The organism is Henriciella marina DSM 19595 (genome assembly GCF_000376805.1).
GTDB classification, from domain to species: Bacteria; Pseudomonadota; Alphaproteobacteria; order Caulobacterales; family Hyphomonadaceae; genus Henriciella; species Henriciella marina.
This window is the reverse complement of record NZ_AQXT01000002.1, coordinates 2,259,700-2,280,178: the sequence shown is the minus strand read 5'-3', so window position 1 is coordinate 2,280,178 and position 20,479 is coordinate 2,259,700. Positions and strand designations below refer to the sequence as shown.

At 59.3% G+C, this 20,479-nt stretch carries 23 protein-coding genes; 5 read left to right on the top strand and 18 right to left on the bottom strand.

All coding sequences use genetic code 11. From position 1 onward, the window contains the following. Nucleotides 1–57: 57 nt before the first annotated feature. Nucleotides 58–681 carry a carbonic anhydrase gene (locus tag F550_RS0111235; protein ID WP_018148656.1) on the top strand — a complete coding sequence of 208 codons (624 nt, stop codon included), beginning with the start codon at nucleotides 58–60 and terminating at the stop codon, nucleotides 679–681. Here F550_RS0111235 and F550_RS0111230 read toward each other — a convergent pair. The 5 genes from F550_RS0111230 to F550_RS17655 all read right to left on the bottom strand — a co-directional run bounded on the left by F550_RS0111230 (nucleotide 678) and on the right by F550_RS17655 (nucleotide 4,270). Then, complete coding sequence (locus F550_RS0111230; protein WP_018148655.1) at nucleotides 678–1,301, bottom strand: LysE family translocator; 624 nt, start codon at nucleotides 1,299–1,301, stop codon at nucleotides 678–680. The genes F550_RS0111235 and F550_RS0111230 overlap by 4 nt on opposite strands. A gap of 14 nt (nucleotides 1,302–1,315) precedes the next feature. Continuing rightward, complete coding sequence (gene ppa / locus F550_RS0111225) at nucleotides 1,316–1,846, bottom strand: inorganic diphosphatase (protein WP_018148654.1); 531 nt, start codon at nucleotides 1,844–1,846, stop codon at nucleotides 1,316–1,318. A gap of 81 nt (nucleotides 1,847–1,927) precedes the next feature. After that, nucleotides 1,928–2,539 carry a TIGR02466 family protein gene (locus tag F550_RS0111220; RefSeq protein ID WP_018148653.1) on the bottom strand — a complete coding sequence of 204 codons (612 nt, stop codon included), beginning with the start codon at nucleotides 2,537–2,539 and terminating at the stop codon, nucleotides 1,928–1,930. Between the two features lie 15 nt (nucleotides 2,540–2,554). Beyond that, nucleotides 2,555–3,214 carry a hypothetical protein gene (locus F550_RS0111215; protein WP_018148652.1) on the bottom strand — a complete coding sequence of 220 codons (660 nt, stop codon included), beginning with the start codon at nucleotides 3,212–3,214 and terminating at the stop codon, nucleotides 2,555–2,557. 72 nt (nucleotides 3,215–3,286) lie between these two features. Further along, the gene (locus F550_RS17655; protein WP_018148651.1) at nucleotides 3,287–4,270 is read right to left on the bottom strand and encodes a class I SAM-dependent methyltransferase; all 984 of its coding nucleotides are present in this window, start codon (nucleotides 4,268–4,270) and stop codon (nucleotides 3,287–3,289) included. A gap of 185 nt (nucleotides 4,271–4,455) precedes the next feature. Between F550_RS17655 and F550_RS0111205 the strand changes: the two genes are divergently transcribed. Beyond that, nucleotides 4,456–4,932: an Hsp20 family protein gene (locus tag F550_RS0111205; RefSeq protein ID WP_026180721.1), complete on the top strand. Its 477-nt coding sequence runs from the start codon at nucleotides 4,456–4,458 to the stop codon at nucleotides 4,930–4,932. 78 nt (nucleotides 4,933–5,010) lie between these two features. Here the strand turns inward: F550_RS0111205 and F550_RS0111200 are convergent, their stop codons facing one another. Continuing rightward, nucleotides 5,011–6,015, bottom strand: coding sequence for a glutathione S-transferase family protein (locus F550_RS0111200; protein WP_018148649.1), 1,005 nt, complete (start codon nucleotides 6,013–6,015; stop codon nucleotides 5,011–5,013). A gap of 127 nt (nucleotides 6,016–6,142) precedes the next feature. Here F550_RS0111200 and F550_RS0111195 point away from each other — a divergent pair, with 127 nt between their 5' ends. Next, entirely contained in the window at nucleotides 6,143–7,282 is a 1,140-nt protein-coding gene (locus F550_RS0111195) for a glycosyltransferase (RefSeq protein ID WP_018148648.1), read from the top strand. Here F550_RS0111195 and rimM read toward each other — a convergent pair. The 11 genes from rimM to F550_RS0111135 all read right to left on the bottom strand — a co-directional run bounded on the left by rimM (nucleotide 7,271) and on the right by F550_RS0111135 (nucleotide 16,077). After that, nucleotides 7,271–7,828, bottom strand: a complete 558-nt coding sequence (rimM, locus tag F550_RS0111190; RefSeq protein ID WP_018148647.1) for a ribosome maturation factor RimM — start codon at nucleotides 7,826–7,828, stop codon at nucleotides 7,271–7,273. The genes F550_RS0111195 and rimM overlap by 12 nt on opposite strands. Before the next feature lie 50 nt (nucleotides 7,829–7,878). Further along, entirely contained in the window at nucleotides 7,879–8,622 is a 744-nt protein-coding gene (locus F550_RS18610; protein WP_018148646.1) for a beta/gamma crystallin-related protein, read from the bottom strand. Nucleotides 8,623–8,731: 109 nt separating this feature from the next. Continuing rightward, nucleotides 8,732–9,043, bottom strand: coding sequence for a winged helix-turn-helix domain-containing protein (locus tag F550_RS0111175; protein ID WP_018148645.1), 312 nt, complete (start codon nucleotides 9,041–9,043; stop codon nucleotides 8,732–8,734). Between the two features lie 12 nt (nucleotides 9,044–9,055). Next, the gene (locus F550_RS0111170; RefSeq protein WP_018148644.1) at nucleotides 9,056–9,676 is read right to left on the bottom strand and encodes a hypothetical protein; all 621 of its coding nucleotides are present in this window, start codon (nucleotides 9,674–9,676) and stop codon (nucleotides 9,056–9,058) included. 146 nt (nucleotides 9,677–9,822) lie between these two features. Next, nucleotides 9,823–10,665, bottom strand: coding sequence for a CheR family methyltransferase (locus F550_RS0111165; protein ID WP_018148643.1), 843 nt, complete (start codon nucleotides 10,663–10,665; stop codon nucleotides 9,823–9,825). A 69-nt stretch (nucleotides 10,666–10,734) separates the two neighbouring features. Further along, nucleotides 10,735–11,100: a response regulator gene (locus F550_RS0111160; protein ID WP_018148642.1), complete on the bottom strand. Its 366-nt coding sequence runs from the start codon at nucleotides 11,098–11,100 to the stop codon at nucleotides 10,735–10,737. Between the two features lie 65 nt (nucleotides 11,101–11,165). Beyond that, the gene (locus tag F550_RS0111155) at nucleotides 11,166–11,822 is read right to left on the bottom strand and encodes a histidine phosphotransferase family protein (protein ID WP_018148641.1); all 657 of its coding nucleotides are present in this window, start codon (nucleotides 11,820–11,822) and stop codon (nucleotides 11,166–11,168) included. 80 nt (nucleotides 11,823–11,902) lie between these two features. Continuing rightward, nucleotides 11,903–12,142 carry a hypothetical protein gene (locus tag F550_RS0111150; protein WP_018148640.1) on the bottom strand — a complete coding sequence of 80 codons (240 nt, stop codon included), beginning with the start codon at nucleotides 12,140–12,142 and terminating at the stop codon, nucleotides 11,903–11,905. Between the two features lie 13 nt (nucleotides 12,143–12,155). Next, nucleotides 12,156–12,509, bottom strand: coding sequence for a YdbL family protein (locus F550_RS0111145; protein ID WP_018148639.1), 354 nt, complete (start codon nucleotides 12,507–12,509; stop codon nucleotides 12,156–12,158). 20 nt (nucleotides 12,510–12,529) lie between these two features. Further along, entirely contained in the window at nucleotides 12,530–12,724 is a 195-nt protein-coding gene (locus F550_RS0111140; RefSeq protein WP_018148638.1) for a YnbE family lipoprotein, read from the bottom strand. Between the two features lie 83 nt (nucleotides 12,725–12,807). Next, nucleotides 12,808–16,077 (bottom strand): intermembrane phospholipid transport protein YdbH family protein, encoded by a 3,270-nt coding sequence (locus F550_RS0111135; protein ID WP_169332266.1) that lies wholly within the window; start codon nucleotides 16,075–16,077, stop codon nucleotides 12,808–12,810. A gap of 246 nt (nucleotides 16,078–16,323) precedes the next feature. Between F550_RS0111135 and F550_RS0111130 the strand changes: the two genes are divergently transcribed. Further along, nucleotides 16,324–17,673: a M23 family metallopeptidase gene (locus F550_RS0111130; RefSeq protein WP_040500525.1), complete on the top strand. Its 1,350-nt coding sequence runs from the start codon at nucleotides 16,324–16,326 to the stop codon at nucleotides 17,671–17,673. Between the two features lie 230 nt (nucleotides 17,674–17,903). On the opposite strand, the gene F550_RS0111125 is transcribed toward F550_RS0111130, so the two are convergent. Then, nucleotides 17,904–18,254 carry a UrcA family protein gene (locus tag F550_RS0111125; RefSeq protein ID WP_169332265.1) on the bottom strand — a complete coding sequence of 117 codons (351 nt, stop codon included), beginning with the start codon at nucleotides 18,252–18,254 and terminating at the stop codon, nucleotides 17,904–17,906. Nucleotides 18,255–18,583: 329 nt separating this feature from the next. Here F550_RS0111125 and F550_RS18605 point away from each other — a divergent pair, with 329 nt between their 5' ends. Next, the gene (locus tag F550_RS18605) at nucleotides 18,584–20,446 is read left to right on the top strand and encodes an alpha/beta hydrolase family protein (protein ID WP_169332264.1); all 1,863 of its coding nucleotides are present in this window, start codon (nucleotides 18,584–18,586) and stop codon (nucleotides 20,444–20,446) included. Nucleotides 20,447–20,479 lie beyond the last annotated feature (33 nt).

Genomic DNA, 20,479 nt, shown 5'->3' with positions numbered 1-20,479 from the left:
CGTTGCCCCTCTGTCACGCCTTGCCTATTTCGGACGCACACGAGAAGGCGAGAAAACATGCGTTCACCACAGGAATTGATAGAGGGCTATCGCGCCTTCAGGCGCGGGACCTATTGCGATCAGGCAGAACTCTACGAAACGCTGGGGAAAGGTCAGAACCCCAACGTGATGCTTATTGCGTGCGCCGATAGCCGGGCAGAACCATCTGACATTTTCAATGCGGCGCCCGGGCAACTTTTTGTCATGCGCAATGTTGCCAACCTGGTGCCGCCTTACGAAACGGGCGGCGGTCAGCACGGTGTGAGTGCGGCGCTGGAGTTTGCTGTTACGGCCCTCGAAGTCGAGCATATCGTGATCATGGGCCATGGGGGCTGCGGCGGCGTACAAGCGTCGCTTTCAGCAGCGGACCATAATCCTGTCGGAGAGTTTATCGCCCCATGGGTCAAGCTGCTCGACAAGGCGCGAGACAAGGTTTTGAGCGAAAATCCAGATGATCCGCAGACGGCACTGGAGTTTGCAGGTGTTGAAGCCTCGCTTGCCAATCTGATGACGTTCCCTTTCGTCTCCGAGCGGGTGGCATCAGGCAAGCTGTCACTGCATGGTGCATGGTTTGCGATTGCGCTTGGCGAGCTTTACTGGCGCAGCGCGGAAACCGGCAAGTTCGAGCTGATTGAAGCCTAAGGCTGGCTGGTCGCCCAGACCGCGAAGGCTGCAGAGCCGACCATGAGCGCGGCGGCCCCGATATTGAACCAGCGCGTAAAGGACGGATCCGAGAAGTTCTTCGCCATCCGGTCTGCGGCGACCGCATAGACGAAGAGGCCGGTCATCTCGCTTGCGGTTATGGTTGCGACCATGATCGCGATCTGGAGCGTCAGCGACCGGCCCGGATCAAAAAAACCGGGCAGAAGCGCGCCGAAGAAGACAAGTGCGTTCGGGTTCGCAAGCTGCAGACCGACACCCTTGCCCAAGAGCGCGGCGCGTTTCGGCATTTCCTCCCGCGACAGGCGAAGGTCCCGCGTGGCGCCGCGCACCAGGTTCGCCGCCAGCCAGATGATGAACCCCAGGCCAGCGAGCTTCAGGGTGAGGAAAGCCAGCGGAAAGCGGGAGGCGATCGCCGCAGCCCCCGTAGCCGCCAGCCCAATCCAGACGAGGTTTGCCGTCGACACGCCGATCGCGGGCAGCATAGCGGGACGAACGCCGTATCTCAGCGATGCCGACACAACCAGCATGACCGCCGGGCCGGGTGTCAGACCGCCCGCGAAGAACAGGCCGACAAGCGCCAGCCAGACTGAGAATTCCAAACTGGAGTCGCTTTCTAGCTGTTCTTGGCCCGCTCAATGGACTCGCTGATCAGCTCACGCGCTTTGTCGACACCTTCCCAGCCGCGGACTTTTACCCATTTATTGGGCTCAAGGTCCTTATAATGCTGGAAGAAGTGGGTGATGCGATCGACGAGGGTTTCCGGTACGTCTGTGTAGTTGTGCACCTTCTCATAGAAGCGCGTCAGCTTCTGATGCGGCACAGCGAGGATCTTCTCGTCTTCGCCACCATCATCTTCCATCAGCAGCACGCCAATAGGCCGTGCACGGACAACCGCACCTGGTACAAGCGCGCGCTGTCCAACAACCATGACGTCGATCGGGTCGCCGTCGAGGCTGAGCGTGTGCGGAACGAAGCCATAATTACACGGGTAGCGCATAGAGGTGTAGAGGTACCGGTCGACGAACATCGCGCCGGAAGACTTGTCGATCTCATACTTGATCGGCTCGCCGCCAAGCGGGACCTCGATGATCACATTCAAATCGTCAGGAGGGTTCTGACCTATGCTGATTTTGGAAATATCCATGCGGCGCTCCAGGAGGACGGTGTAAGTTTGTGCTGCAGTGCAAAAGCGCAGCTCTGTCGTCAAGGCCGACGTGCCGTTTGATCAGCGCGAACAGGCGAAATTGAAGCTGATCGAGATGCGGGGCTCGTCACTTTTGCCGGGCATGACCTCGTGCCGTAGCCAGCTTTCCCAGATAAGAATATCACCGGGCTTCGGCGTAACATAGACAAAGCGGCGCTGGTTTTCCGCGACATCATCAAGCAATGGCGGGGCCGCCATCATGCGTGCTAGCCTGGGGTCTTCGAAGCGAATGTCGCCCGCCCCTTCGGGCACGGCGACATAGAGCGTGCCAGACAGGATGCTGCCGGGATGGATATGTCCTGAATGGTGGCCGCCTTCGCCGAGAATGTTGATCCAGATCGCGTCGAGCGCGATCTTGCGATCTTCGAGGTCCCAGCCCAGTTCGCTCGCTGCCTGACGGGCAAGGTCGAGCAGATGGGTTTCCAGATCTGCAAAGGCCGGCGCGCGCGATGGCAGATCGTCCAGCGATGCGTATGAGGTATAGCCAGGATAGCCCTTCTCCTCACACCAGGCATGCCCGGCGCTGTCGCCGTCCTCGACCATCCAGCAGCTTTCTTCGAGCTCATCTAGAATACCGGAGTCAGAGATCCGGCGCTCGAATAAGCGCGTGGGGAATAGCAGCCTGGAGGTCATTATGGGTCTGGCTGATTACTGGCTGAAGTCTTGATCGAGAGGCGGCTTCGAAAACACCATTGCCCCACCAGAATCGCACATGTCGGCAGACGGCTCGATCCAGACATCCCCTTGTTCACTCGGAAGGGATTCTTCGCTGAGGTCGCCCCCGGCAAGTCTCACATCCGTGCCCGGCTCAAGCAGAAAACCAACGCCTTTGAGGGTTGGCGACAACTCGGCCATTATTCCATCGCTGCCAGACAGCGCCTCCCGGCCCTGTTCCAGAGAAAGGCAGATATCTTCCATGGAGATTTCGCGCGTCAGGTCCAGCTGCGGAACCAGTTTCACGGTCAGATTCCCATCGCCTTCAGGAAGGGTCGTCATCACGACCGGATCGCTCTGCAGAAAAGGTGCGACCGTATCAATGTCGACGATATCCTCGGCCGAGCGTTCGATCGGGGCGCGCCCATCGTCAGTTTCGATCCAGACATCGAAATCTGTCGTTTCACCCGAAAAGGAGCTCAATATATAGCGGATGGTGAAATGCGACCGCTGGTCCTCATCGAGTGCAAGGTACTCATCCAGCGCAGGAAACATGATGGATACAGGCGCAGCAGCCCGTTCCGACTGGGCCTGCGCCGGCGCAATGGCCAACAGACCAAGGCCCGCAATGGCTGTGATGGTTTTTGAAAACATGACGCCCCTCCTGTTCCAGAAGAAAATCTATCTACGGGTGCAGAAGGGGCGGTCAAGCGGGTTCCGGCGGATTTATTCCTCCGGCGTGTCCTCTGATCCTGCGATGGAGGCGTCTTCTGCTGGAGCCGCACCGGTCTCTGGCTTCACAAAACGGAGGGTCATCCGGTCAGACTCGCCGATGTCCTGGTACTTCGGCGCGTCGAAGCCTTCGGGCGTGTTGCCGTCGCGGTCTGTGGTGCGGGAGACAGGTGGCAGGGTCCACACACCGAACGGGTGATCGGCGGTGTCCTGCGGGTTCGCATTGATCTCACTTGCTTCTTCCAGCTGGAAGCCTGCATTTTCGGCAAGGCGCGTGACATAATCCTGATGGACATAGCCGGTTTGCGCGGATGGGTCCTGGTTGAGGGCCGAAGGCTGGCGATGTTCGACCACACCGAGTACGCCGCCTGGCTTCAGAACGGCATAGGCATCATTGAAGAATTTGTCGGCATGATCGCCGGACATCCAGTTGTGGATGTTGCGGAAAGTCAGGATGGCATCGACGCTTTCCGGCTCGCCCAAGGCCCCGGATTCAGAGTCGTAATATGTGTACTGGATATCGCCGAACGTATCGGCGTAGGGCGCGTAGTTGGCTTTGTAGGCATCAAGGGCCTCAGCGGCGCGCTCAGACCGCTCCGGGCTGACAACGGCGGCGATCAGGGTGCCGCCATTTGCGTGCAGCCAGGGCGCGAGGATGTTGGTGTACCAGCCGCCGCCGGGCCAGACCTCAATGACCGTATCGCTACCCTCAACGCCGAAGAATTCAATCGTCTCGGCCGGATTGCGGAATTCGTCACGCGCGCGCTCATCAGCCGAGCGCCATGTGCCGTCCATCGCATCGTCCAGAGAATACGCGGCGTTTTCAGTCATGTCATCCATGCCGGTTTCGGCGCCGTCCATGCCGGCATCCGATTCTGGCTCGGCGACTTCAGGGGTCTCCATCTCCGCTTCGTCATTGGCGCCGCCGCAAGCTGCGAGGGCCAGTGCGAGCAGGCTTGTAGTGATAATGCGGTTCATCTCGATCTCCTGATTTGCCCCTTGAACGCGGGGACCTGCCTCCCAAATACACTATGTTCCGGTGCTGCCAAGCAGGCCGGAACCGGTAATCTGCCGGTGCCGATGAACGGGCCGGAGTGACAGAGGAACCGAAAATGATGGTCCGGCGCAAGCCGGGTACAGTTGCTTAGAGAGGACTGTTTGTCATGAGCACGATTGATCTCACCCCCCTATACCGCACCATGGTCGGCTTTGACCGCATGGCCAGCCTGATCGATTCCGCCAGCCGTCTGGACGGAACGCAGGGCTACCCCCCTTATAACATCGAGCGTGTCGCCGATGACGCCTTTGCCATTGAAATCGCTGTCGCGGGCTTTGGTGAAGACGATCTCGAAATCGAGACCAATGAGAACCTGCTTACCGTCGCTGGCAAGAAAGGCTCCGGTGAAGAAGGCGAAGCGCGCCAATACCTTCATCGCGGCATTGCCGAGCGCGGTTTTTTGCGCCGGTTCCAGCTGGCCGATCACGTGATCGTTACCGGCGCATCGCTTCAGAACGGCCTGCTTCGGGTCGAATTGCTTCGTGAGCTGCCTGAGGCGAAGAAGCCCCGCAAGATCGAAATTGGATCTTCGAACAAGAGCGCTTCCAAGCCGAAACTGATCGGGAAGCAGTCCGCCGCCTAAGCGGAAGCCGACCTTCATGAATGAGAAAAGCCCCGGGCCTCTGGTCCGGGGCTTTTTGTCTGTGTCGCGGGCGAGAGCCTACTTGTTCGGGTTCTGGAAGTAGACGTCTGCGCCGGCCGATTTCAGAAATGAGGTCAGGCTCTCATTGTCGCTGAGGCGGCGCACAGCCTTCTGGACAGATTTGAACGAGGTGGCCGTATAGCGCTGCGTGACCTGTTCGAAGGGCTTTCCTTCCAGCTTGACGCTGACGCGGTCCTGCTTGGCGATGTCAGCTTCCAGCGTTTCCTTTGCCCATGGCAGATAGGTGTTGGACAGCTCTTCGGTGAACAGAGGCAGCAGCGTGGGCGACAGCTCTTCAAGAGATTTGAAACCGTCGCTGGCTTTCGGCGCGTCCATAAGCTCGCACCACGCCGTCACGAAGGGGGCCTTGTCCCGCAGAAAGGCGCCCGGCGTGGGGTCCATAAGCATCTGCGATAGCTGCGCGGCGATGGAGAAGTCGGCGACCGATGGCCGCCCCCCGAAGATGAAGAGATTGTTCTCCAGATGCGCATTCAGCAGTGGAACGAAGCGCTCGAATGACGTCTTCAGCGCTTTCTCGTTCTTGCGTTCGATGCCGATCAGCGCGAGGCGGTCGCGCATGCGCTTGGCAATCTGGTCGCGCGTCTTCTTCTTGGCGCGCGGCAGGTTGCCGTCGAAGAGCTGCTCCATGGTGCGCTCGGCCGCTTCGTCGCGGTCAGGCTTCTGGCCCCAGCGTTCGCGGAACATGATCTTGTTGAGCCACTCGTCACCATAATCCTCGAGGAGCAGCGCGAGCACCGCGCAGGCCGGGTCATCGGGGACGCAGGATGGTTCTGCGTGGTCGCTCTCGACCGCAGCCAGGATGTCCGTCGAGTCCTGGTTCGGCGCGCGGGCCGATGAAACGAGCAGGGGCACGGTCGGCGCCTTGGCGTGGGACTGAAACTCCTGCTCCTTTTCAGAAGACCGGCCAATCCATTCGAAATCGACGCCCTTGTATTTCAGGAAGGCGCGGACTTTCATCGAATAGGGTGAGGTTTCAGCACCGAAGAGGCGATAGTCTGACATGTCGTGTCCTTTGGGGCTTTAGCCTTCGGGTCTTATGCGATGGGACCCGTACTGCCAAGACATGTTTGACGGTTGTGGGGCGCTGCCATACTCAGGCCACGCGCCAGTCAGAAAGAGGGTGACCTGAATGAGCGGGCAAAGACGATTTCTCGCCTATTGCGACAAGCTCTTCACCCCATCTGAAAGCTTTATCCCTCGTGGCTATTCGGCCTTCTCTGCACTGAAGCCGGTCTATATCGGTCATGAGCTTAAAGGCCCGGTGCCTGACGGCGCAGAAGTCATTGAGCTTGGCTCTCTCCACGGGGCAGGCGGCGAAGCAGCCTACAAGCAGCTCGGCACGATCTCGGCCAAGCTCGAGCAAGCACTGCAGGCGCTGGAGCCGGTTGCCATCCATGCAAGCTTTGGCAAGTCGGGCGCTTACGCCCTGCCGCTGGCAGACCGGCTGAACCTGCCGCTGGCCGTCACTTATTATGGCGGGGATGCCACCAAGACCACGAACACCAAGGACAGTTTTGTGCGTGTATATAACCGTCGCCGCGCAAAGCTCTGGCGGGACGCAGACCTTATCCTGCCCTGTTCGCAATTCATCTGTGACGAGCTCGCCGAAAAGGGCGCGCCGACGGCCAAGATGAAGGTGCATCACAATACGGCGGACCCGGCGCGGTTTGTGCCGGGAGAGAAGACAAACCTGCTCGTCTTTGCCGGGCGCTGGACTGAGAAAAAGGGCATCGACACGCTGATTGCCGCGCTTGCCCGCCTCGGCGATGCGCTGGATGGCTGGACCATCCGCCTGATCGGCGATGGCGACCTGAAACCGGACCTGGTGGAAAGCCTTTCCGAAGCGGGCATCGAGGCAGAGCTGCCGGGCTGGGTCCCGGCAGATGAGATGCCTGCGCACTGGGCAGAGGCCCGTATCGCTGTGGTGCCTTCGAAACGCGCAAAATCAGGCGATGCCGAAGGTTTGCCGCTCGTCTGCATTGAGGCGATGCTGTCTGGCTGCGCCTTGGCCGCGACGCGCCACGCTGGCATCCCCGAATGCGTGAGGGATGGCGAAACTGGCTATCTGGTCGATGAGGGCGATGATGCCGCGCTGGCTGACCGTCTGGCCCGGATGCTGACTGACCCGGAGCGCACCGCACGTATGGGCGACGCAGGGCGCGCGCTGGCGCTGGAAAGCTTCAACCTGCAGACGCAAAGCAGAAAGCTGGAAACCTATCTGGTAGATCTTGCCGTTGAGGCTGGCACCATGAAGAGATCAGTCGGCTGAGCCCTTGCGGGGATCGGACTGATCTGCCCAGACCTGCGCGTCGAGGATCGTCACAGTCGATGCGCCGAAGTCTATTGTGGGCACATCTTTCAGCGTGAACGGGACGAAATAGGCGGGGTCGCCGGATGCGTCGGGTTCGATTTCCAGCAAGTCGCCCGCGCCGAAATTCTGGACGGTTTTTACCAGTCCTATGACCTCACCTTCGGGACCGACCGCCTTCAGGCCGACGAGATCCTCTATGTAGAACTCATCATCGTCGGCAGGCGGGAGGTCGGCACGGCTGACATGTAGCGTGGTGCCTTTCATCGCATCCCAGTCTTCTTTCTGGCGCGCGGTGTTAGGCGTGACGATGAAATGATCGCTGGCCGGGCGCCAGGATTTTGCGACCAGGACTGGCTTGCCATCCTTGTCGAGAAGGGGGCCGTAATCGAAGATTGCATCGCTATCTTCGGTGAAGCTGCGGACGCGAACGTCGCCGCGCACGCCATGTGCGCCAGCAAGCGCACCGACAACGATTAATCGAGCGGAGTCAGATTTCTTTGGCATGGGCGGCTTCCTACGTCCCAAAGCGGAAAGCGTGAAGTCTCTCGCGCAGCCTAGAAGGGTCTATAGCCGCGCGCTGCTGGGCGAATGGACGTGATATTGTCGTTCAGGCGGTAGAAATTTGTCTGGTCGACAGATCTATCTATAATTTCGCAGCGCCCGCGATAATTCGGGTCCGTACAGACTTCCCAGACGCCGCTATTGACCACAATCGATGAGACCTTGTCATTGAAGCGCAGTTCATTGAGGTGCGGAATCGCCCCGTCGACAGGCAGGGCGTTGCCACGAAACTGAGGGTCGGCAAACAGGATAACGGGCGCATCGCCGCGGCCATGTCCGCCGCGGCCGTAAGCGTCACGGTTGTGACCTGGTGGAGGGTCGAAACGGTCACCGCGTCCGCGTCCGCGTCTTCCGTCGGGCCATTGATTATCACCCAGGCGGCGTGCAATCGGTCTGATAGAGGTAATCTTGTCGTTTAGGCGATAATCATTGAGTTCACCTGCACGATAGGTGAGGATTTCGCACCGTCCGCGAAAGTCGGGATCGACACAGACTTCCCATGTCCCCCGTTCTATGCGGATCGAGGAGACCTTGTCGTTAAAGCCGTACTCGTGGAGGTGCGTGATCGGGCCGGTGACCCGCAGTGACTTTCCGCGAAAGTCAGGATGCACATAAATCGTCGCAGCGTCGCCGCCAACGCCTGCGCCATGCCCGCGCGGTCCATACTGCGCCATGGCGGGCAGTGCGAGGGCGGTCACTGCGGCAGCGCCAAGCGCCATTGTCTTGAGCAGGGTCATGTCCGGTCTCCAGAGCTGTCTTTTCAGCGTCCCAATAGCAAGACCCGGCTGAACCTCTAACAACCGGGTCTACAGGAATACTGAAGGCGGTAGCTCGGTCCGCCCTGGGCTATTCAGCGGCGTCCATCAGGCCGCGCATCCTGTCGATCCAGTCGAGCCACGCCTTGCGGCCCTCTTCAGTCAGAAAGATGCGGGTCTGTGGCTTCTTTCCAACGAAGCGCTTTTCTTGCCGGACATAGCTTGCCTCTTCAAGCTTTTTCAGATGCGTGGAGAGGTTCCCGTCGGTGGCACCGACCTTGTCTCGCAACTCACCGAAGATGGCGGGGCTGACCGAGGATAAATAGGCCATGACGCCGAGGCGGAGACGCCCGTGTATGACATCGTCGATCTGGGTGTGATCAAAAGGGTTTTCATTCGACATGGCTTTTCGACCTTACACCACGCCCGAGGGTTCCTGGCGCAGCATCAGAATGCCGGGCAAAAGAACGCTGAGAGCGGCGGCAAATGCGGCGGCCAGATAGAGTTCGGCCATGTCGATGATGAGGACCGTCAGTCCGACAAAGGCGATCGCGACATAGCCTGCAATCTTGAGCCAGCTGACCTTGGCGATCTCACCGCTGACAAGTTGCGAGATACCGTAGACCCCCAGAACGAGCGGGATGGACCAGATAAACCCTGAGGAGGCTGCGCCGCTCATGAAGGATTTTACGGTCACGCCGGCAAAGAAGCTGCCGAGCACAAATCCCGATGCCATCCAGACGGTGGCCGACACGCGGTTTCCTTCAGAAGATTGGCCGGGCTTGTCGCGTGGAAAAGCCCTCGAGAGAGCGAAGTAGCCGCCGAGCCCCAGTACAATGAAGACCGTCCAGAGAATGCCAAGCATTTCAGGGCCGACCCCGCCGATCCCACTAATAATCAGATAGTGGCCGATATAGGCTGCGGTCACCAAAGCGCCCCACCAGACGAGGAAGCGGCCGCCGAGAAGGGGGGCCTGTGCGCCCGCTTCTGCAAGCGAGCGCACATAAGCAAGATCATCAGTTGCTGTTCTAGACATTTTCACCTCCAATAACTTTGAAAAACAAAGTACACTGCCATGAGTGATTGTCAAGCGTCAGTGGGCAAGTGTGCGGAGGTGTGAGAGTTCAGGACGTGCCGGGTGGGGTGATGGGCACAGACACGAAGCCGGAGAGGCTGGGTAGATCAGGCCGCGACTGTCAGATCACTGGCGTCGACATTGCGCATATAGCCGCCCCGGAAGGTGCGAGATGGCTCCAGCCCGGCGATCAGGCCAGAGGCTGTCTCTTTGTCGCCGAGTACCAGAACGCCGTGATCGGTAAGCTGGCGCGCGACATTGAGGAGGACTTTGGTGCGTGCATCACGGCTCATGTCGGTGATCACATTGCGGCAGAGCACAACATCGAACCGGCCAAGACCGTCAGCAGGCTGCATGAGATTGTGCGTGCGCACGCCAATCTGGCTGGCGATCGCATGCGAGATCTGCCACTCGCTTGTGTCCAGACGCGTGAAATGTGTCAGCATGCGCCGGACCGACAGGCCTTTCTGGATTTCGAAATGCCCGAAGATGCCAGACCGGGCCGAGGCGCTGGTCTTTTCGCAGATATCGGTCGTTACGATCTCGACCTGAACGCCTTCGAGCGTCTTGCGGCCAAGTTCATTTATCAGAATGGCCAGCGAGTAAGCTTCCTGACCTGTCGACCCACCTGCGCACCACACGCGTAGACGCCCCTCAGTGGTGCGCTTGGCGCATTCTGGGAGGATCGATGTGACAACGCGTTCGAGCATTGCTCGTTCTGAAAAGAAGCGTGTCTTCTTGGAGGTCAGTGCACCTGCGGCTTCGAGTGAAAGTTTGGAATCGGGCCGGGCATTCAGGATGGCGACAAGGTCATCGACGCTGGAGAGCCCCTCGCGCCGCAGGAGCTGGGATAGCCGGGCTTCGATGAGATAGGATTTTGTTGGCGGAATGTACTGACCCGACCCTTTGCGGGCGAGTTCGGCAATTTCGCGGTAAACGGTCTCATCCATGATTTCGTATCTGTCCGGTTTTCTGCCCGTTCCGTTTCGTGATTGATCCTTGCGTGCCCCGTCGGAGGACTAGATCAGCCCAACTTCAGCAAACTTGCTCTCGATGATATCTGCGTCGAAGGGTTTCATGATGAACTCGTTCGCGCCCGAACGCATCGCCTCGCCAATATGTTCAGCGTCATTCTCTGTGGAACAGAACACGACAACCGGTTTGCGCCCCTCATGTTCGCGGCGCAGCGCGCGGATGAAATCGAGCCCGTTCATGACCGGCATACTCCAGTCGAGGAGGATCGCATCGGGCATGCTCGCGCGGCAGGCATCCAGCGCCTCTGCGCCGTCTCCGGCCTCGCGTGTCTCGAATTTCAGGTCCTGGATAATCCGGCCAGCAACCTTCCGCACGACCCGGGAGTCATCGACGATCAGACAGGATTTCATCTCGCTACCCCCAAGGAATGCCTAGCAATCATGTCAGAATGGTCATGAGCGGGTTAATGAGCGGTTTAACCCTCGGCATTCAGGCCGGTGGAGCGAAGCAGGATTGCGGCTTCATCAGCCTCGACCGAGAGGTCCCCGCCCAGTCCTTCGGCGATGATGCGCGTGAAGAGTGGCTGCACGGTACGGGCAGACCAGCCTTCCTCCGGCTCGGTCCCGGCAATGGCATCAGCCGTGTCCTCGCGCAGCTTGCAGCGCTGGCCGCTGGCATGAACGCTGATGCCAAGCCCTTCGACCTGATTGCGAACTTTTACGTTGATCGTGCCGCCGCGTGGCAGGCAGTCCATCGCCAGCATGACCATGTTCATGATGAGGCGCGCGTGGGAAAAGCTGAGGTGCTCTGTCTCGATATCCCAGTTAAGCTCTGGCTGCTTGTTATGGCTGGCCACGAAGCTTGCCGTGATCTGCTTGGCATCGTGGATATCAGCGGCGCCATTGGAGAGGCCAACCGACCCGAAGGCGTAGCGCAGGAATTTCAGCTTACGTGCGGCGCTATCTGCCCCGTCATGAAGCAGTTTCTCTGCCTGGGCTCGCATCTCCGAGTCCTGAGGCTCATTCATGAAATCGAGCGCGTTCGTGATCGAGGAGACCGACGAGACCAGATCATGACAGATGCGAGAGGCGATATAGGCGGATAGGTGCGCCGGCTCGATGGTGGCTTGCATGGAAGGCCCCTTGCTGTTCGCGAATTGCGGCGAATCTAGCTGATTCGGCGCGATCTGACGCCTCTTGTTCAGCGCAGAGCTCAGCCGTCGAGGTCTTCCGGGCGGTCAATATCATCCTGGCCGCTGCGAGAGCTGTGAAAGACGAGCCAGAAAAGGCCGACAGACAAGGCGATACTTGCAAGCGCGCCGAGACCATATGCGATCCAGCCGTGCACGCTCATCGTCACGCCAAGCTGCGACCACATCATGTAGACACCCGCGCCGGCGAGCACGAGCACGCCGAGCGCGGTGATAATGGCAAAGAGGGTGGTACGGGTCATCGGCTTCTGAGGCTTACTTCTGCGACCAGCTTCCGCTGTCATCCATGATGTATTCGCCAGGTTCGGCCTGCTCGATCAGGCGTTCACCCGTGACACGGGCCACTTGCTGCGGTGTCGTCCCGGTGCGGTCAGCCGTTTCGCCATAAGCGGCGCGGCGACGATTATTGATGTCCTGAACAAGGCGAGCCAGAGACGGGTCTGCGCCACCCTCGACAATGCCGAGATAGCCATCAATGCGCTCACCGATAACGCCCTGATCCTTGGCGGCTTCGACTTCAGGATTGGCGGCCATGGCGGGCGCGGTCGACACGATTGCGGCGCCAGCCAGAAACAGCGCTGAAACTGCGATACGGAAAATGCTAGCCATTTGAGCTCGGTTCCTTGGACCTAGAAGATGTCCGGGTTGGAGGCGATCAGGTCTTCGACTTCTCTTTCGAGCTTGACGCGGATTTCCTGTTCGACCTTGACGTTGAGATTGATTGTGATCGGTTCTGTCGGGGCCTGAACGCGCACGGTCGGCGTGCAAGCGGCGGCGATGGCCAGAAGACCCGGAAACAGAATTGCGGCGCGTTTCATATACATTGTTCTCATCCTGATCACTTCATACACCATAGCGTCTGAACCTAGTTTGAACAGGAGATAGGTCAGGGTTTTGACGGTGGACGCTATTCTGTCTCTGGCGCGGCTTCCTCATCTGACCCCTCCGCACTGTCACCATTTCTGGACTGAGTCGCAACTTCCGCGAGCCAGTCCGTGCCGGTGACGCGGCGTCCGGCCTGCACAAGTTTGGTAAGCTCGGAATCGACCCCGATATTGAAGGCAAATGGGGCCCCGCCAAGAACGTCCGGCGAGATGCCGACAAGCTCCAGCGTAATCATCATGCCGCCAGTCAGATTGCCGTTAGCGCCAACCTCCAGGACAGAGAACTCGAAATTTCGAAGTGCCCTGAACGCCATGTCGACGCGTTCATCGGCCTGCGAGGCGGCGTCTGCCACATCGCCCGTATAGGCGATTGTACCCCCTTCCTCGTCGGCGCGCAGGACCGCGTCGCGAATAAAGACATTGGGCCCTTCCAGTTCGACTGGGAACGTCCCTGACACGGTGCCGTTCGCGCTGATATCCGGCAGCTGGAAGACGTTGATGATCTCGGAAAGCTCCAGCTCGCTGGCGGTGATTTCAACGATGTCGCTTGTGCCGGCAATCGTCCATTCGGACCTGCCAACAATTAGCTCCCCACCTGCAAACGGCCAGACGGCGCGCTCAATGACGGCCGTGTCAGCCCCAAGCACCTGGAAACGGATCTCGCCGTCGCGAAGGGGCAGGCCGGGGTTGATCTCGCCGAGGCGGACGGTTTGGCCGGGCGGAGTATGCAGGTCGAGCAGTCTGTCAAAATCGACGCGGCCGTTCACATCATTGACCGCCCCGATGCGAAGCGTGTCGAAGCCGAAGTTTTCCACTTCGACGAAACCTGTCCCGCTCACGTCGCCGCCGTCGATCAGGAAAGAGGCGCCAGCATTGAGCGTTCCGCGCGCATTCGACAGAAGACCACGAACGCGCTCGCTGAGCGCTGTCGGCTGGAACCCGCCGGGCTGAAAGACGAGGTCACGGGTGCGTACAGACGCCTCACCATCGAGATTGACGAGATCCAGCGTCATATTGATGTCCCCGACCGTCCGATCGGCGCGATCGGTACGAACAGGTCCGGTAAGCTGCATCAGACCGTTGCCAAAGGTCGCGCTGAGATCGCCGCGGAGCGGTTGGTAGAACGGGTCCTCCCTGTGGTCGCGCACAACGACATTGCGCGCCGTTGCCGACCCAAGAAGACCGCTTTGCGGAAGTGTTGCGTCGAAGACCAGAGCGTCCAGGTCGATGATCGCAGGCACGAGGGTGCCCGAAAACTCGGCCGATCCGGTGCGCGCCGAGAGCTCCAATGGGGCGCTCGTGCGAAATCCAAGCTCGGGTTCGGCGGCAGAAATCTCAAGCGAGTTATCGCCAATCTGCATGCTGGCGGTCATCTCTTCGCCCGTCAGCGACACGCTGGCCGATGAGGCCGCACGCCAGTCGAGCAGCGCATCGCGAAATGAAAGGGTTCCGGACGTATCATTGCTTTCAAAAGGGATGCTAAGTTCCGCGATCGAGAGCTCACCTGTGAGGGCACCGTTGGCGCGCCTCACCAGCCGTCCATCAGTAGGGCAAAGCTCGGAAATGAAACCCCCCACACGCAGACTGTCCGGCGCCGAAAACCCGCCGGAGTCGATGCCGATACACCGTGTACTGTAGGACTGGACGCGAAGACTGTCGGCGATGAGCGCGTCAACGCCGCCAAAGATGGTTGTGGGGGCAAAGTCCTGACCAAAAAGACGCCCGCTGACGGTAGCGCTGCCGACCGTGCGGATGCGGGGCTCGCCCGAACTGTTGCTCACATTGAGCTGGCCGAGCTCGCTCGACAGCGTCAGCCCGCTAGCGGTCCAGGGCGAAAGATCGATCCCGCCAGCATCAATGCCAATGCCATCACCATTGATGGTCGCCTGTTGAACATCTGCCGTCAGCGTGGGGAGCGAAGGCCCGCTCATGGAAAGGATGCCGCCTAACGTTATTCCTTCGCACGATATTGAGACTGCGGGCTGACTTTCCACCTGAGCAAGCGCCAGACGGGCGCCGTTCGCCGCAGAGACTGCGAGATTTCCATTCGAGGCAAGCGACCAGGAAGCATCCTCTTTCAGGCGAAAGCTATAGCCCGCGCCGGTCTTGAAGGCCTGAAGTGCTGCATCAAAACCAGACCGCAGGGCCGCGCCATGCCCCGAAAATGGAGGGCCGGACTGCACGGCGGCGAGGAGCTGATTGCGAACATCTTCCGGAATGCTGGCGCCAGATGCAGTGAAGTCCCCGTCGATTGACGCCAGATCGAGATTATCGCTGAGCGTGCCTTCACCGCTAAGGGTCATCTCGTCGGCAAGGACAGTATCTGAGGCGAGACCCTGCGCCTCCATGGCGAAGTCGCCCGTGAGGTCCGATCCGCCCTTTCGGCTCGCATCCAATGTCACCGAAGTCTGTTCCGCTTCGTAAGTCTGCCAGCGCAATAGACCGGTGTCGCCAGAGAGGCTGATGGACCGGATGAGGCCAAGCGGTCCGGCATCGTCGTCTTCGCTCTCGCCCATCATGACACCGACCGTGCCGCTGGCATCAATCGCGCGCGCGAAGAACGCGTCCGATTGCAGTTCGCCAGCAGCAATCTTCCAGTCCACACGCGGGCGAAGCGATTGCGCCATCTCGGCGTCTATGACGATATCGCTCGCCTCAAGGGTCTCGAAGCGGGCCGTGCGGACATTAAGACGCGCACTGCCGCGGAGCGTGGCGCCGACCAGGGTGATATCCGCGCGGCCTTCCTCAACGACCAGCTGGCCGTCTTCGGTATTGAGCTCGACCGGCTCTATGCGGGCATGGATCTCCGCCTGAAAGGGGAGCTCACCTGACACGTCTCCGGTCAGATTGATCTGCCCGGCAGGTGTCATCAGTTCGATCCGGGCATCTTTGACGGATATGTCCGGTATTTCGATATTGGCGTTGTTGTTGCTCCGGCCGTTGCCGATATCCTCAAGGCCGCCGAATTCGAAATTCCCCTCGCTGGTGTATTCTGCGCGCAGCACGGGCCGCTCTGCGCGAACCGCACGGACCGACGGCATGAATGCCGATGGCCAATCGAGTTCGACATCGATTTCGTCTGCTTCAATCGGGGTCTTGCCTTGCCTGTTCGTGATCGAAACCTGGCTGAGTTCGGCGCCGGAAAAGCTGACGCGATCGATTTCGAAGATGCATTCCAGCTCATTCGACTGGCACCAGCTTTTGGCGACCTGTCCCAGGATCGACTGTCGGAACAGCCATGCCAGACAGAGCGCGAGGAGGATCAGCCCCAATACGGCACAGACACCAGTCAACCATGGCCGATTTTTAATCAAATGCTTGAACATCCCGTCCCCAAAGGCTGATTTCTAGCGTTGACTGCAGATAGCATGGAACCACGGCTTGCAGGGTGCCCATCGCACCGGTACCTACAGTGCCGGGGCAGGTTGATAAATCCGTTTACCTTAATCGCGAGGTAAGGAATTCAACTGACAGGGGCATAGACTTGAACCGTTCGCACGCGTCTTGCACGCTGGGACCAGGGAGGCCCGTTTCTCGATATGAATCTTTCGCGTAGTACAATCACACTCTCCATGCTGGGCATTGCCGCAGTCGGCACGTCGCTCGGTGTATTCCATTCCCTCGGTCAGTCTCGAACGGCCCAGGCTCAACCCGCTGCAACCGTGCAGCTCGCTTCGCCGCTTGCTGCAACGCTTCTCAGTGCAGAAGGGTTCGATGTGGAGGATCAGGTGATTACGCGGGATGCGACGCTGCAGCCGCGCGAAACACTTATCGAGCTTGTCACGGACCTTGGTGTTGGTGGAACGGACGCCTCTCGCTCGCTCCAGGCGATCTATGACGCCGAGCTTGTCGATCCCCGCCGTGTCCGCCCGGGTCTCAATGTCACCGCGCAGTTCCGCGGCGACACACCAGCCACTGCTGAGCTTGTCTCCCTCTCGCTCAGCCGTGATAGCGGTGAACAGATCCTGTCCAAGCGGATGAGCGACGGCGCCTTCATGCCGATGGTCCTTCAGGCGCACACCCAGCCGGTCGAGCGCCGCGTTGCAGGCGAGATCGATGGTAGCATCTATCAGACGGCTCTCGCACAAGGCGCCCATGACCAGCAGGTCGTCGATTTTGCCAAGATCTTCGGCTATGACCTTGACTTCCAACGCGACATCCACCCGGGCGACAGCTTCGAGATCGTCTATGAAGAGATGGTCGATGAGCGTGGGAACCGCGTCAGCTCGGGCAACGTAATCTACGCGGCGATCAATGGCCGCCGCCTTGAAAAATCCTACTACCGCTTCGCGCCAGAGGATGACGGCGCTGTCGACTACTTCAACTATGACGGTGAGAGCGCGACGAAGTTCCTAATGAAGACGCCGATCAATGGTGCGCGTCTGTCATCGAACTTCGGTTATCGCCGTCACCCGATTTCCGGCTACAACAAGCTTCACAAGGGCACTGACTTTGCCGCGCCGAGCGGAACGCCGATCTATGCGGCGGGTCATGGTACGATTGAGCGCGCCAACCGCTATGGCGGCTATGGCAACTATGTCCGTATCAAGCACGCCAATGGCTACCAGACGGCTTATGCCCACATGTCCCGCTTTGCGAGCGGCATGAGATCTGGTGCCCGCGTCCAGCAGGGCGACGTCATTGGCTATGTCGGCTCGACCGGCGCCTCGACCGGCCCGCACCTTCATTATGAAGTCCTGCGCAATGGCAGCCACATCAACGGCATGACGCTTGACCTGCCGACCGGACGCAAGCTCTCCGAAACGCCAACCATATTCGCAGAATTCGTGGCGCGCCGCGATGAGATTGACGCCATCCGTGAGACGGCCCCTGCACCAAATAGCGGCGGCATGATGATGGCGAGTGCTGAGGCTGCGCCAGCGCCGTAAGCCAGACCACGCAAGACTTTGCAAATCAAAATGAGCCCGTGCATCCCAGGATGCGCGGGCTTTTTTGTAATCAGCCATCAGCTGGCTTGGTCACCTAGGCCGTTCCGGTTCAGGCGCTTCGGACGAACCAGTCTTTTGCTCGGAACCGCAGGCACGAAAAACCCCGGCTCTGGCAAGGCCAGGCCGGGGCTTGTTCGGTTTGCGCTGACGTATCGTCGGCGCAAGTAAGCTTAGCGTGCTGCCAGCTGGATGCGGGCCGATGGAGCCGGCGTGTAATAGGTCGAGGCAGCATACTGGGAGGCCAGATTGCGGTGGCCGATGCTGTTCACAGCCTGATACATCAGGTCTTCTGCGCAGACTTCATCGACCGTCAGGCCGATGGTTACCAGCGAAACCTTGCGACAGGCACGCTCGGCTTGCACTTCGAGGTTTGCGAGGACCTCTGCTGCGCCGGCTTCAGTCTGGAGTGCTTCCTGGTCGAAAGTGAAGGTCGCCTGCACTTTGGAGTAATCGGTTTCTGCGTGTGCGACGCCGCCAAAGAGTGACATCGCGAAGAGGAGGGAGGAAATACGCTTTTTCATAATCGAGCCCTTTTCGATTTGAATTGCTGGGTCATTGCCCGAAAGGTTTGGCCCTGCGTTTTCGCAGATGCACAATATACCTTCGCGCATGCAGCAATAATTTAAAGGCATATTTGTGCAGTGCACCCATGCATTTGTGCGGGGGAGTAATGCTTCTATTAGCGACAGCAGGATGCATTCGGTTGAACGCCCCCACTTCAGCGCTTAGCCTGGAGGTTGAAAGTCTGAGGGAAATACAAATGAAATTACTGACCGCTTCGTTATCCGCTTTGATGTGTGTCTTGCCCGCGGCGGCCGATACTGTTGATTTGTTTGGGCGTGCAGACGGCGTGAAGTGGCCCAGCCTTTCACCATCTGGAGACCAGCTCGCCGTCCACTGCTCACCCGAAGGCAAGCCGTCAGTTTGCGTGTTCGACATCGTGAATGGCGGCGACAACCAGTACATCCCCATCGGCGATGTCTACCGGCTTGAGGGCATGTACTGGCCCAGCGAGACGCACCTGATCATCAATGTCTCTGAATACGACTCCCTTCAGGTGGTCGATGGCCAGAAGGAGTATGAGTTCGAGCGGGCAATTTCATACAATCTCGAGAAACAGGAAGCCACGCTTCTGATGCGGGAGTATGGCTATCTTTTAGATACGCAGAACGTGGTGTCTGCACTTCCCGATGATCCCAAACACGTGCTGGTCATGGCCTATACCCGGACCAGTGCGGGCAATCGCGGCGGCATAGGAAGCATCATTCCCGGCGAGGGTGGCTCAGCCTGGGCGCTCTCTACTCACAAGGTCAACCTTGATACGGGCAAGTCGCGCCGTACCAGAGCCCTTGGCCCGTCCTCGCAGGCAGCCTGGTTCGATGTCGACGGAAATACGGTTGCGGAAGTAAAGACAAGTCCGCGAACGGACGGCCTCGAGCTTGTCGCTGGCGGAAAGACATTGCTCGAATTCTCGTCGCGAGGCGTCCAGGACTTTCAGGTTCTGGGGTATGACGGGGCCAGCGGCAAGCTGGTGGTTTTCCGGGACTTTGGCGCATCGGATGGCCTCTACTTCATGTCGATGACCGATGGATCGATGGAACCTGCGCGTGTCGGTGATCTGGATGTCGGCCGCGCCCTTCCGATTGAAGACAGTTACACCCGCCAGATCGTCGGGTTTTCTTCATTCGACGGTCTCACCCGCCAGATATTCACCGATCCTGTGCTGGCTGCGGCACAAGAACAGTTGGCGCAAGTGCTTGGCGACAAACGTGTAAATCTTCTGTCCTGGAACAGTGCGAAGTCGAAAATCGCCATATCGGCTCAGTCAGTTGGGCGTCCCACAGAATATTATGTCTTTGATCGCAATGCGGGCGCACTTGGTCAGATCGGATCGATGGCGCCGCAATTTGCAGAGATTGCGACAGGTCAGGTGATTGCGAGGCAGGTCAACACACGTGACGGGCTGAATATGGAGGTTCTGCTGACATTGCCGCCCGGCAAGTCCGTAAATGATGGCCCATTTCCAACTGTCCTGATGCCGCATGGTGGGCCAGAAGCACGCGACGGCCTCGGGTTTGACTGGTGGTCTCAGGCGCTCGCATCAGAAGGCTATCTCGTCGTTCAGCCGAACTTTCGCGGCTCCAGCGGGTATGGCCAGGAGTTTCGGAACGCAGGTTTCGGAGAGTTCGGCGGCAAGATGATTGATGACGTCGCCGATGCCGGCAATTGGGTCATCGACCAGGGGCTCGCCGCCTCCGGGTCTTACTGCGTCATTGGTTCGAGCTATGGCGGTTACGCCTCGCTCATGATGGGTCTGAAAGACAAGCCGCGGTCCAGATGCCTCATATCCGTGAACGGCGTCACTCAACCCTTTGCACAAGTCGCCGCCTTTGATCTGGACTCCGAAACCGGGGAATACTGGGAACGCTATATCGGGATGAACCGCTTCACATCGGATGAGGAACGCGCCGTTATCTCTCCGGTGGCCCGGGCCGGGGAGTATGATCAGCCTGTCCTGCTTCTCTACGGTGAGCAGGATCTCGTTGTACCAACGGCTCAGGCCCGGCTACTGAAAAGCGAGCTGGAAGGCAAACCAGGTTTCCGGGCGGTCAGTCTCGGCGCATCAGATCACTATCTGGCAACATCCAATGTCCGCAATAAGGTGCTGGGCGAGACCATCGCCTTCCTGAATGCAAATCACCCGGCCCGCTAAGGGGCCGGGTGATCGCAATTTTCATGCGATTTG